This is a genomic window from Streptococcus sp. FSL E2-3494 (assembly GCF_038007085.1).
GTDB lineage: Bacteria > Bacillota > Bacilli > Lactobacillales > Streptococcaceae > Streptococcus > Streptococcus thermophilus.
On the sequence record NZ_JBBOWN010000001.1, the window covers coordinates 917880 to 930765 of the forward strand.

A 12886-nucleotide genomic window follows, 5' to 3' on the forward strand; every position below is an offset into this window, starting at 1 on the left:
AAAACTAGCCAGTAAATAAAAAACACAGATAGATTCAAGCTGATTTTGATGAAATTCAGCCGAACTATCTGTGTTTTTCTTTTTATCTCTATTATCTTGGACTATTTTCTTAGCCAATTTCGTTAGATTCATGCTCATTAGGAGGAATCCTATCTCTGTTTCAACCACTTTTTGTCCTCTGACATGAACTCTGCGCACGCCAAAAACACCCTTCATCCTACCAAATACAGGTTCGACATCCACCTTTCGTTTGGCATAAATGCGGGCTCCCACTTTACTTGTCAACTCATCTTTGACAAGGTTCTTGAAATAGTTCCACGTAGGATTATACTGAATTTGTTTGAGATTTCCTTTTTCCGTCCGTGCTAATTGGTCTAATTCCTCACTAGCTTGTACTGGATCAGCTTCGTAAATCTTAATATCTCTCTCAAATCCATATTTATCCGTTCTTCGTGAATAATTCTTGAATGAATACACAACTCCATCTGGCTTTATCCACTGATCAGAATCTTCTAGATAGGTCCAGTTTTCAGGATTGGCATCACTCTTCTTATAGCTTTTCTTCTGCTCTTTCTGATATGTTCCGTAGGGAATCAGAGGTGTTTTCTCTAGGTCATCAACGATAAAGCTATAATTTTCTTCACTTCCATAACCTGCATCCGCGACAATGTGTTGAAAGAGTTCTAAGGTTTGGATGGATTGAAGAAAAGGCTTGAGTGTACGAGTGTCAGTTGGATTCGGATACAATCCGTAAGCTAAGGCAAACTGGCTGTTTGTACCAAGTTGGAGGTTGTAGCCTGGTTTGAGCTGACCATTCTTCATATGATCTTCTTTCATTCTCATGAATGTTGCATCATGATCCGTTTTAGAGTAGGAGTTTCGCTCTTGTAGAATCTGTTTATCTCGTTCGTACTTCTGTTTCCGAACAAGACAATCCTCTTTCAACTTTCTCTTTAGTTTCTTAATTCTTCTTCGTTTCTGTCTGTTGGCTGAGCCACCTTTAATGACTTTAGGCTCTTGTGAGATAGCTTCTTCCACCTCATCTAGTACTTGTTCAGTTTCTTGTAGGAGTTGTTTGAGCCCCTCGCTAGTGAGGCATTCTTCCTTGGACAAGGCAGTATTCACCCCTTCTTGAACTAGCTTGTCATAAAGGGCAGAAATGTTTCCATTTAAGGCATCTTCATAGCGTTCAACGGCCTTTTTCCACGTGAAGGAATACTTATTGGCATCAGCTTCTACCTTCGTTCCGTCAATGAAGAGAGCCTCATCTTCAATCAATCCATTCTCTCTGAGGAGGAGAGTGAAGTAGATGAAGGCAGTTTTGATGAGCTGATTGGCGTGTGTGCTAGCCCGAAAGCTATTTATGGTACGATAACAGACGTAGGTATCCTGACTCAGCCATTTCATAGGAATAACTTCTTCATTCATCTGAACGATTTTCCGACCAGAGAATACCTGACGAGCATAGGCAAACAGGGTCATTTTGAGCAACATAGCTGGATGAAATGCTGGACGACCAGTATGGGAAGTTTCTTCCAATAGAACGGATTGAGGAATAGTATCCACAAACTGACTAATCAGACGAGCCTCATGCGTTGCAGGTAAGTCCCAAGCAATATTTAATTCCAAACTAAGCTGATTTGTGTTATACTGTTTATACATTTTCATGCCTTTCTAGTTGTTTTGTGATTATTATAATTATAAAGCATGAAGTGGAAAACGAGCAACTCCTAATTGGAACTGCTCGTTTTTTTATTGTGAGAAGCTAGTTTTTGCCCAGCCTCGTTTTTCTTTTTAAAATACTAAAAAACCTCCAACTGGAGGCTTTTATTTAACTAAAGTAAGATTAGTTTTTTGAAGCTTCTTGGAATTCAGGGTTTTTCCATGCTTCATCAATGACAGCTTTCAATTCATCGGCAGAAGCTTTCATCTTTTGTTGTTCAGCATCGTTCAATGGGATGTTTACTGGACGTACGATACCGTGTGCGCCTACGATAGCAGGTTGACCGATAAAGATGTTGTTTACACCATATTGACCTTCTTGGAATACAGACAATGGAAGTACTGCATTTTCATCGTCAAGGATAGCTTTAGTGATACGAGCAAGGGCTACTGCGATACCGTAGTATGTAGCACCTTTTTTGTTGATAATTGTGTAAGCTGCATCACGAACACCTTCAAACAATTCAACTAATTCAGCTTCTTGAACGTTTTCTTCGTTTTTAAGGAACTCTTCAAGGTTTACACCGGCGATGTTAGCGTGTGACCAAACCGCAAACTCTGAGTCGCCGTGTTCACCCATGATGTAAGCGTGAACTGAACGAGCATCGACATTAAGTTTTTCAGCAAGTGCTTGACGGAAACGAGCTGAGTCAAGTGATGTCCCTGAACCGATAACGCGTTCTTTAGGGAATCCTGAGAACTTCCATGTAGAGTAAGTCAATACGTCTACTGGGTTAGCAGCTACAAGGAAAATACCGTTGAATCCTGACTCAACAACTTGAGTAACGATTGATTTGTTGATTGCAAGATTTTTACCAACAAGATCAAGACGAGTTTCACCTGGTTTTTGAGGAGCACCAGCAGTGATAACTACTAGGTCAGCATCCGCACAGTCTTCATATTTAGCTGCATAGATTTTTTTAGGTGAAGTGAAAGGAAGTGCGTGGCTAAGGTCAAGCGCATCACCAACGGCTTTTTCAAATAATTGTGGAATTTCGATGATTCCTAGTTCTTGAGCGATACCTTGGTTTACAAGTGCGAAAGCGTAAGATGAACCTACGGCACCGTCACCAACAAGGATGACTTTTTTGTGTTGTTTAGTTGCAGTCATGGTCTAAACATCTCCTTAATTTTTTATTGGGTTACCCCATACAATGCTTATTCTACCATTTTAAGTGATGAATGTCACGAAATAATAAGGAATTATTAAGTGAAAGAGTTTTAAACAACTGAAATATAAAGCTTTTTATGGTATAATATTATAGAAATTTTCCATTCTTTTATGAGAATTTGGAATAATTTGATTGAAAGAAAAGAGGCATTTTTAGAGTGCAAGATAATAATTTAATTGACGTTAATTTGACGTCTGAGATGAAAACGAGTTTTATCGATTATGCCATGAGTGTTATCGTATCTCGTGCACTCCCAGATGTTCGTGACGGTTTAAAACCGGTACAACGTCGTATTCTTTATGGAATGAATGAGCTTGGGGTGACACCTGATAAGCCTCATAAAAAATCTGCCCGTATTACCGGGGATGTTATGGGTAAATATCACCCACACGGTGATTCATCTATCTATGAAGCTATGGTTCGTATGGCTCAATGGTGGAGTTACCGTTACATGTTGGTTGACGGCCACGGAAACTTTGGTTCTATGGATGGTGATGGCGCAGCCGCTCAACGTTACACTGAGGCTCGTATGTCTAAAATCGCCCTGGAGATGCTCCGTGATCTCAATAAGAATACCGTAGATTTTCAAGATAACTACGATGGTTCTGAACGTGAGCCAATTGTTCTTCCATCCCGTATTCCAAATCTTCTTGTTAATGGTGCTACAGGGATCGCGGTTGGTATGGCGACCAACATTCCACCACACAATTTGGCTGAAACTATAGATGCCGTTAAATTGATGATGGACAATCCTGAAGTCACAACCCGTGAACTGATGGAAGTTCTTCCTGGTCCAGACTTTCCAACTGGTGGTTTGGTCATGGGAAAATCTGGTATTCACCGTGCTTACGAAACTGGTAAAGGCTCTATTGTTCTTCGTTCGCGTACCGAAATTGAAACAACCAAATCAGGTCGTGAGCGCATTGTAGTTACTGAGTTTCCTTATATGGTCAATAAGACTAAGGTCCATGAACACATCGTTCGTTTGGCTCAGGAAAAACGTATTGAGGGGATTACAGCAGTTCGTGACGAGTCTTCTCGTGAGGGGGTACGTTTTGTCATCGAAGTGCGTCGTGATGCATCTGCCAATGTGATCTTGAACAATTTGTTCAAATTAACTCAACTTCAGACAAACTTCAGCTTCAATATGTTGGCTATTGAAAAGGGTGTGCCCAAAATCCTTTCCTTGCGTCAAATTTTGGCTGACTATATTGCTCACCAAAAAGAGGTTGTGGTCCGTCGTACACAGTTTGATAAGGATAAGGCTGAAGCACGTGCCCATATTTTAGAAGGCTTATTAATTGCGCTTGATCATCTGGATGAAGTGATTACGATTATTCGTAACAGTCAAACTGATGCAGAGGCTCAAGCCGAGTTGATGGCTCGCTTTGAACTCACTGAACGTCAAAGCCAAGCCATTCTTGATATGCGTTTGCGTCGTTTGACCGGTTTGGAACGTGATAAGATCCAAAATGAGTACGATGATCTCCTTGCCTTGATTGCTGATTTGGCTGATATTTTGGCAAAACCAGAACGTGTTATTGCTATCATCAAGGAAGAGTTGGATGAAAGTAAGCGTAAATTCGCGGACGCCCGTCGTACAGAGCTAATGGTCGGCGAAGTTGTTTCACTTGAAGATGAAGACCTAATCGAAGAAGAAGATGTCGTTATCACTCTTTCTAACAAGGGATATATCAAACGTTTGGCTCAAGACGAATTCCGTTCTCAGAAACGTGGAGGTCGTGGAGTTCAAGGGACAGGTGTGAACGATGACGACTTTGTTCGTGATATCGTTTCAACAAGCACTCATGATCATCTTTACTTTATGACCAACAAAGGGCGTGTATACCGTCTCAAGGGTTACGAAATTCCTGAGTATGGCCGTACAGCTAAGGGATTACCAATTGTTAATCTCTTGAAGTTGGATGAAGGTGAGACAATTCAAACAGTGATTAATGCTAAGAGCGACGAAGCATCAGATAACAATCACCTTGTCTTTGTAACTCGCCAAGGTTTAGTGAAACGAACTAAAGAAGCAGAATTTAAAAATATCCGTCAAAATGGTTTGATTGCCTTGAAACTTAGAGAAGGTGATGAACTTATCAATGTCTTCTTGACTAATGGTAATGAAGAAATTATTATTGGTACTAAATTTGGTTACAGTGTGCGTTTCAAAGAGGATACTATTCGCAGTATGAGTCGTATGGCTGCTGGTGTTAAAGGGGTAACCCTTCGTGACGGTGACCAAGTCGTTGGTGCAGCAGCTATTACTGAAGACCAAGAAGTCTTGATTATCACGGAAAAAGGTTACGGTAAGCGTACTTCAGCTACTGAATACCCAACTAAGGGGCGTGGTGGTAAAGGTATTAAGACAGCTAATATCACAGATAAAAATGGTAACCTTGCAGGCATTGTAACAGTTTCTGGTGATGAGGATATTATGGTCATAACTGATACGGGTGTTATTATCCGTACTGCAGTTGCTAATATCTCTCAAACTGGTCGTGCAACTCAAGGGGTTAAGGTCATGCGTTTAGATGATACTGCTCGTATTGTCACCTTTGCTTTGGTTGAACCTGAAGAAATTGATTAAGTTACTGAAGACCAGTAAAGTGGTGATAACTAATGAGAAAAGATAATAAAAATAAGACTCCTAAAAAGCATCGTAAGTGGCTTGAGGTCCTTCGTTGGATCTTGATTGTTGTTCTCTTGGTTGTTGGTTTAGCTTTAATTTTTAATAAATCAATTCGAAACACTATAATTGCTTGGAATACTAATAAATATCAAGTAAGTAAGGTTTCTAAAAAGACCATAAAGAAAAACAAGGAAGCTAAGGCAAGTTATGACTTTGATACGGTTAAATCTGTTAGTACAGAGTCAGTCTTGCAAGCCAAGATGGGTTCTCAAAAACTTCCAGTTGTTGGTGGAATTGCTATCCCTGAGGTTGGTATTAATCTCCCTATTTTCAAAGGACTTGGTAATACAGAGCTTACCTATGGTGCTGGAACTATGAAGGAAAATCAAGTCATGGGTGGGGAAAATAATTATTCGTTGGCTAGTCACCACATTTTCGGTATCGCTGGGGCTTCTGATATGCTCTTCTCACCAATAGATAGAGCAAAAAATGGCATGAAGATTTATCTTACGGATAAAAATAAGGTCTACACCTATGTTATCAGTGAGGTAAAAATTGTCCAACCAACTGAAGTAGCAGTGGTTGATGACACTCCTGGTAAATCTGAAGTGACTTTGGTAACTTGTACAGATGCTGAAGCAACTCAGCGTACAGTTGTCAAAGGGAACTTGGAATCGCAGGTAGACTTTGACAAGGCAAGTTCAGATATTCTTGAAGACTTCAATAAGTCATACAATCAATTTCAAAGTTAAGAAAAGGCCGTAAGGTCTTTTTCTATGGAGGGAAAAAATGTTTTTGGAAACAATACATCATGTCGCTATCATTGTTTCTAATTATGATCTATCTCGAGATTTTTATGTTAATAAACTAGGTTTTGAAATCATACGTGAAAATCACCGTCCGGAACGTCACGATTATAAATTAGATCTACGTTGTGGTGATATAGAACTGGAAATCTTTGGAAATAAGACTACTGATCTAGCCTATGTGGAGCCACCAAAGCGTCTGTCTTGTCCTGAGGCGTGTGGACTACGTCATTTAGCTTTTAAAGTGGCTAATATTGAAGAGGTTGTCGAGTCTTTGGAACAAAAAGGTATTTCATGCTAACCTATTCGCAAGGACAGTTTTACTGGGGAAAAGATGACTTTCTTTGCTGATCCAGACGGGCTCCCTTTGGAATTACATGAGTAGTTTTTTTGACCCTATTTTTTTAAGTCATGGTATAATGAATTCACGGCTGAGCTCATACTCGGTCATCTTTTAGGAGATTATGGATACTATTCTATTTTCGAAAGGAAACATACATGAAATTGAAAAAGCTTTTCGTTGCTGGGATGGCTTTCCTAACTTTGGTGACAACCTTTGCCTCAGCTGCTCAAGCAGACACATCGTCAGATGTCCAAAAGGTTATTGATGAATCTTACGTTCAACCTGACTACGTTATGGGTTATTCTTTGTCAGAGGAAGAGCGTAATCAGACCCTAAACTTGCTAAGTTATGATAGTAGCAAGGATACCAATGTCAAGACATTAACGACTACGGCCTATGCAAATATCATGAATGTTGCAGATGATTCTAGTCTTCAGTTATATTCTTCAGTTAAGATTGCTAAACTAGGTGCTAAGGAAACCTTGAGTGTAGAAATTGTGACACCACAAAATATCACAAAAATCACTCCAGATATGTATCGTAATGCTGCAACGACACTTGGTATTGAACATGCTAAGATTACAGTAGCAGCACCTATTCCAGTAACTGGGGAAAGTGCCTTGGCTGGTATTTATTATTCTCTAGAGCAGAATGGAGCAAAAGTCTCAGATGAAAGCAAAGAGCTTGCTCAGGAAGAGCTTAAAACCCTTTCCCAAATCAATGATGAGAATTCAGGTAAGAGTAACTATGATGCGGATAAGCTTAATGTAGCCATGACTGATATCAAGACGGCAGTTGCTGATAAAGGAAATAAGTTGACTGATGATCAAGCTAAAACGATTGTTCAGCGAACCATCAATAACTACAACCTGAATCTTTCTGATACTCAAATCAATCTTTTGGTGAACTTTGTTTTAAATTTATCTAAGTCATCAATCATTGATAGTGCTAGCTTCAAGTCAAGTCTGAGTTCACTTAAAGCTTCTATCGTTTCAAAAGCGGGTAATACTTTCTCTGGCATCAACTTAAACTTTGATGCTAACCAAACACTTGAGAATAGCAAAAATATTTTCGCACAAATCTGGCAAGCTATCGTAGATTTCTTTACTGGACTTTCTAGGTAGTGAAAGAGCTGTCCATTTGGATGGCTTTTCCTATTTTTTGGCTCTTTGTCAACTGTAGTGTGTTGAAGAAAAGCTAAGATCGAGAAAGGACAAATTTCGTCCTTTCTTTTTATTATGTGACTTTCAGTCCGTCTCTTTCCGTTAGGTGCGAGACAAAACATGACCTCCTGTCTAACGGGGGAGTCATGATTTGAAAAAAAGACAGTAAAAAGTGCAAAAATCACTTCCTGTGCTATACGGTAATTGAAATTTTTTTAGTTTGGAGTTAGAACTGTTTCCTCAGTTCTAGCACTTTTTCTTTGTCGTATTCTTGATGTGTTGCGAGAATTTTGTAAAAGATATGAAGCAGCTTGTGTGCACAAGCAATGCCGGCTTTCATTTCACTCCCTCTTTTGGAAATTTTGATATAAAAAGATAAAAACGCATTATCTTTAGAGTGAGCCTCAATCAATACCGACATGGTCAAAGCCTGCTTGATATATCGATTTCCTTGTGTGATGTGTGAGGATTTTTTAATGTCAGCACTTTCATAGGATTCTGGGCAGAGCCCAGCCCAAGAAGCTAAGTCTGCATCCGATTGAAAAGCCTTCACATCTGGTCCAATCTCAGCTAAAATAGTGGCTGTACAAGTTTCACTCACACCAGGAATCGTTTGAAGTAATCTATTTTCTTCAGGGGAACTCCTTTTCGATATAAGCTATTATTTCACTCGTTAATTTATTCATGAGTTTTTGATACAATTGATATTCTTCTAGGCTTTGGTCCAAGAGAAATCGATCCTCCAGAGACAACTTCCCATTCATGGCCTACATTAAATTCTTCGGGACTTGCTTTGACACGCTTGTGAATACAAGCTGTCACATTGTCATAATCAATGAGTTCCCCATTGATAAAGAGCATTAAAAGAGATTGTCCTGTCTTAGAGAAGATAACAGAAAGATAGCTGGTTAGTTTGATATTACTAGGTTGTAAGAGGTTATGAATCTTATTCTTTATTTGAGTTTGACGTTGTTTGTAAGAACGTAACCTACGAGTGAGTAAACGTAACTGCATTACTTCAGGGTTAGGAATATAAGATGGCTCAATAAGTCCACAACGTCCGAGCTGTGCAATCCATTCGGCATCCTTCATGTCTGTTTTTCGACCTGGTACATTCTTAATATGTTGAGCGTTAGCTAATATCAGATTGAGCTCTGAGTCTGAGAATATATTAAAGATTTGTTAGTCTCATAGTTCTGAGCGACAAAAGTCAATTCCCCTTTCTTGAACCCAAACTAATCCCAGGACATAACCCTTGGGAGTTTATCAAAATGTTCCTTGAAAGTAAACTGATCAAGCTTACGATAGACAGTGGATGTCGACACACGAAGTCTTCTGGCAATATCCGTTAGTGACATCTTCTCAGTTAGGAGTTGTGAGACCTTTTGGCGGACTAGATTTGAAATTTGGTGGTTTTTCTCAACGATTAATGTCTCAGCCACCGTGACTTTTCTACAATCTTTACACTGGAAGCGACGTTTCTTCAGACGTAGTAGTGTTGGAGTTCTAGTTTTGCTTGAACCTCGATATGAGTATCCATTTTAAAAACAAGAGTAATGATGTTAGGATCCATCATTCCGATTAATCCTGTGGTATTCTTAATAGATTTCATGAGTTCTTCCTAATGATGGTTTGGTTACTTCTCATTATAGTTTTTATGGGACTTTTTGTCTGCATTCAAAAAGCTCTATAATCTCTACAGTGGTTTTACCCACTACAGAAATTATAGAGCCATTAAAGCTAGCCTAGGCTGGCTTTTATTTTAGTCCGTAGTTATAATCATCATCTTGCATAGCTTCAACAGTACCTAGAAGGTAACCATTACCGACTTGAGAAAAGAAATCGTGGTTTGATGTTCCTGTAGAAATACCATTCATAACGATTGGGTTAACATCGTTAGCAGAATCTGGGAAAAGAGGATCTTGTCCTAAATTCATCAATGCTTTATTGGCGTTATAGCGAAGAAAGGTCATTACTTCTTCGGTCCATCCAACACCGTCATAAAGAGATTTAGTGTAGAGTTCTTCATTTTCATATAATTGATAGAGGAGATCATACATCCATTCACGGAAACTCTCCTGCTCTTTTTCAGGTAATTCGTTGAATCCTAGTTGGAACTTATAGCCAATATAGGTACCGTGAACAGATTCGTCACGGATAATGAGTTTGATAATTTCAGCGACATTAGCTAGCTTATTATTACCAAGATAATAGAGTGGAGTGAAGAAGCCTGAATAGAAAAGGAAGGTTTCAAGATAAGTTGAAGCAACTTTTTTCTGAAGTGCCGTTCCGTTTTCATAGATATCATTAATGATTTTTGCTTTAGTTTGCAAGTACTTGTTGCTGTTTGTCCACTCAAAAATTTCCTCAATTTCTGATTTAGTATTCAAAGTTGAGAAAATAGAAGAGTAAGATTTTGCGTGAACAGATTCCATAAACTGAATGTTGTTCAAGACAGCTTCTTCATGAGGTGTACGAACGTCTGCTCGAATGGCTTCAACACCCGTTTGAGATTGCATGGTATCTAGCAAGGTCAAGCCGCCGAAAACTTTTCCAACTAAATCTTTTTCTTCAGCTGAAAGTTTACGCCAGTCATCAAGGTCATTTGAAAGGGGAATTCGAGTATCTAACCAAAATTGTTCAGTTAATTTTTCCCAGGTAGATTTATCAATCGCATCTTCGATTTCATTCCAGTTAATGGCTTTATAGTAAGTTTCCATTAGAAACCTCTTTCTTTATTGATATCATTTCTATTTTATCATAATTAAAAATCATGATATAGTTTTTTGAGTTTATCTATTAAAAAAGTCGGCGAACCGACCATTTTATGATTTTTATAAATAAGAGTAGTGAAGTTGTTAGCCTCAAATCACTATCTTAGATGACACAGCTTTCACACTGGTTAGAGCCAACTTCTTCGCCGTCATCTGTGTAAGTACGGATGTAGTAGATTGACTTGATTCCTTTGTTAAAGGCGTAGTTACGAAGGATAGAAAGATCACGAGTTGTTAGTTTATTTTCTGTTTTCCATTCGTAAATTTCTTTAGGCAACTCACTACGCAAGAATAGGGTTAATGACAAACCTTGATCAACGTGTTCAGTCGCAGCGGCATAAACGTCGATAACTTTACGCATGTCCATGTCGTAGGCTGAAGTGTAGAAAGGAATAGTGTCTGTTGAAAGACCGTTGGCTGGATAGTAAATTTTTCCGATTTTCTTCTCTTGACGTTCTTCAATACGTTGTGTGATTGGATGAATAGAAGCAGAACAGTCGTTAATGTAAGAGATTGAGCCATTTGGCGCAACAGCCAAACGGTTTTGATGGTAGAGACCATCTTTTTTAACGAGTTCACGTAGTTCCTCCCAATCCTTGGCTTGTGGGATGAAGTGGCCTTCGAAAAGTTCTTTAACACGGTCAGATTTAGGAACGTATTGCCCTGTAACGTATTTATCAAAGTAAGAACCGTCAGCATATTTTGAATTCTCAAAGCCGACAAAGGTTTCTTGACGTTCACGGGCGATATTGTTAGATTCAACTAAAGTCCAGTAGTTCATAAGCATGAAGTAGATATTAGTGAATTCAACAGATTCTGGGCTACCATACTCGATATGGTGTTTAGCAAGGTAAGAGTGAAGCCCCATAGCTCCTAAACCAAAGGTATGAGCTTGTTGGTTTCCATTTTTGATTGATGGAACGGCATCGATACTTGAGCTGTCTGTAACAAAGGTAAGCGCACGTGTCATAGTCTTAATGGAACGACCAAAATCAGGTGAAGTCATCATGTTCAGGATATTAGTAGATCCAAGGTTACATGAGATATCTGTACCGAGTTTAACAAATTCTTGAGAATCGTTAAGTTCACTTGGTGTTTGAACTTGGAGAATCTCAGAACAGAGGTTGGACATAACAATTTTACCATCAATTGGGTTATGTCTGTTAGCTGTATCAACGTTGATGATATATGGGTAACCAGATTCTTGTTGGAGTTTAGAAATTTCAGTTTCTAACTCACGCGCATTAATCTTAGTTTTGGTGATATTAGGATTGGCAACCAATTCATCATACATAGCTGTAATATCAATGTAGTTATATGGTTTACCGTATTCTTTTTCGAGAGAGTAGGGGCTGAAGAGATACATATCTTCATTATTACGTGCTAACTCGTAGAATTTATCTGGTACTGTAACACCTAGTGACAATGTCTTAACACGTACCTTTTCATCAGCGTTCTCTTTCTTAGTTGAAAGGAAGGCAAGGATATCTGGGTGGAAAACATCCAGATAAACAACACCAGCACCTTGACGTTGACCAAGTTGATTTGAGTAAGAGAAGCTGTCTTCAAAAAGCTTCATAACTGGAACAACTCCAGAAGCAGCACCAGCATATCCCTTGATAGGAGCACCAGCTTCACGTAGGTTAGATAGGCTAATACCAACCCCTCCACCAATACGTGATAATTGGAGAGCTGAGTTAATAGAACGACCGATGGAATTCATATCGTCCGTTACTTGGATAAGGAAACATGAAACGAGTTCTCCACGACGACTACGTCCAGCATTTAAAAATGAAGGAGTAGCAGGTTGATAACGTTGGTGAATCATTTCGTTAGCAAGGTCACTAGCCAGGTTTTCATCACCATCAGCGAAGTAAAGAGCATTAAAAAGAACACGATCTTCAAAACTTTCAAGGTATGTCTCGCCATCGTTTGTTTTGAGAGCATATTGTTGGTAGAACTTGTAGGCTGCCATGAAAGATTGAAAGCGAAATTTTTGAGCATGAATTTCTGCAGACAATTTTTCGATGAAAGCAGGTTCATATTTACCGATGAATTCAGACTCAATATAGTCGTTTTCAATCAAATAATTAATTTTATCTGTGATGCTGTTGAATGCCATTGAATTTGGCTTAACATTTTCAAGGAAAAAGGCACGAAGCGCTTCTTTATCCTTATGCAAAGGAATCTGACCGTTTACAGGACGGTTAATTTCGTTGTTGAGGCGGAAGTAAGAAACATCGCCAAGATTTTTTAAAGACATAATACAGA

Annotated in this window: 8 protein-coding genes and 3 pseudogenes; 4 read left to right on the forward strand and 7 right to left on the reverse strand. The window is 39.0% G+C overall.

Going from position 1 to position 12886, the window contains the following annotated elements:
- Positions 1 to 104 precede the first annotated feature (104 nt).
- Positions 105 to 1662, reverse strand: a pseudogene (locus tag NST05_RS04800) (IS1182 family transposase); the annotation flags it as partial.
- A gap of 184 nt (positions 1663 to 1846) precedes the next feature.
- The gene (locus NST05_RS04805; RefSeq protein WP_084828912.1) at positions 1847 to 2833 is read right to left on the reverse strand and encodes an L-lactate dehydrogenase; all 987 of its coding nucleotides are present in this window, start codon (positions 2831 to 2833) and stop codon (positions 1847 to 1849) included.
- Between the two features lie 218 nt (positions 2834 to 3051).
- On the opposite strand from NST05_RS04805, the gene gyrA reads away from it, so the two are divergent.
- The 4 genes and pseudogenes from gyrA to NST05_RS04825 all read left to right on the forward strand — a co-directional run bounded on the left by gyrA (position 3052) and on the right by NST05_RS04825 (position 7802).
- On the forward strand, positions 3052 to 5487 hold the full coding sequence (gyrA, locus tag NST05_RS04810) for a DNA gyrase subunit A (RefSeq protein WP_100262487.1): 2436 nt from the start codon (positions 3052 to 3054) through the stop codon (positions 5485 to 5487).
- A gap of 32 nt (positions 5488 to 5519) precedes the next feature.
- Entirely contained in the window at positions 5520 to 6281 is a 762-nt protein-coding gene (locus NST05_RS04815; protein WP_100262488.1) for a class A sortase, read from the forward strand.
- A gap of 37 nt (positions 6282 to 6318) precedes the next feature.
- Positions 6319 to 6720, forward strand: a pseudogene (gene gloA2 / locus NST05_RS04820) (SMU1112c/YaeR family gloxylase I-like metalloprotein).
- A gap of 113 nt (positions 6721 to 6833) precedes the next feature.
- Positions 6834 to 7802, forward strand: coding sequence for a DUF1002 domain-containing protein (locus tag NST05_RS04825; protein ID WP_084828908.1), 969 nt, complete (start codon positions 6834 to 6836; stop codon positions 7800 to 7802).
- A 265-nt stretch (positions 7803 to 8067) separates the two neighbouring features.
- On the opposite strand, the gene NST05_RS04830 is transcribed toward NST05_RS04825, so the two are convergent.
- The 5 genes and pseudogenes from NST05_RS04830 to nrdE form a co-directional block, all read right to left on the reverse strand.
- Positions 8068 to 8496, reverse strand: a complete 429-nt coding sequence (locus NST05_RS04830) for a transposase (RefSeq protein ID WP_084828907.1) — start codon at positions 8494 to 8496, stop codon at positions 8068 to 8070.
- A gap of 23 nt (positions 8497 to 8519) precedes the next feature.
- The gene (locus NST05_RS04835; protein WP_340742987.1) at positions 8520 to 9020 is read right to left on the reverse strand and encodes an IS110 family transposase; all 501 of its coding nucleotides are present in this window, start codon (positions 9018 to 9020) and stop codon (positions 8520 to 8522) included.
- A pseudogene (locus NST05_RS04840) lies at positions 8987 to 9453 on the reverse strand (helix-turn-helix domain-containing protein); the annotation flags it as partial. The gene NST05_RS04835 and the pseudogene NST05_RS04840, both read right to left, overlap by 34 nt.
- 145 nt (positions 9454 to 9598) lie before the next feature.
- Entirely contained in the window at positions 9599 to 10561 is a 963-nt protein-coding gene (gene nrdF, locus NST05_RS04845) for a class 1b ribonucleoside-diphosphate reductase subunit beta (protein WP_002946459.1), read from the reverse strand.
- Between the two features lie 157 nt (positions 10562 to 10718).
- Positions 10719 to 12878 carry a class 1b ribonucleoside-diphosphate reductase subunit alpha gene (nrdE, locus tag NST05_RS04850; protein WP_084828904.1) on the reverse strand — a complete coding sequence of 720 codons (2160 nt, stop codon included), beginning with the start codon at positions 12876 to 12878 and terminating at the stop codon, positions 10719 to 10721.
- Between the last annotated feature and the right edge of the window lie 8 nt (positions 12879 to 12886).

What these genes read in the sequence shown, in the direction of transcription:
- NST05_RS04805 (WP_084828912.1), bottom strand. Translation starts at nt 2,833, where the DNA reads ATGACTGCAACTAAACAACACAAAAAAGTCATCCTTGTTGGTGACGGT.
- NST05_RS04815 (WP_100262488.1), top strand. Translation starts at nt 5,520, where the DNA reads ATGAGAAAAGATAATAAAAATAAGACTCCTAAAAAGCATCGTAAGTGG.
- NST05_RS04825 (WP_084828908.1), top strand. Translation starts at nt 6,834, where the DNA reads ATGAAATTGAAAAAGCTTTTCGTTGCTGGGATGGCTTTCCTAACTTTG.
- nrdF (WP_002946459.1), bottom strand. Translation starts at nt 10,561, where the DNA reads ATGGAAACTTACTATAAAGCCATTAACTGGAATGAAATCGAAGATGCG.
- nrdE (WP_084828904.1), bottom strand. Translation starts at nt 12,878, where the DNA reads ATGTCTTTAAAAAATCTTGGCGATGTTTCTTACTTCCGCCTCAACAAC.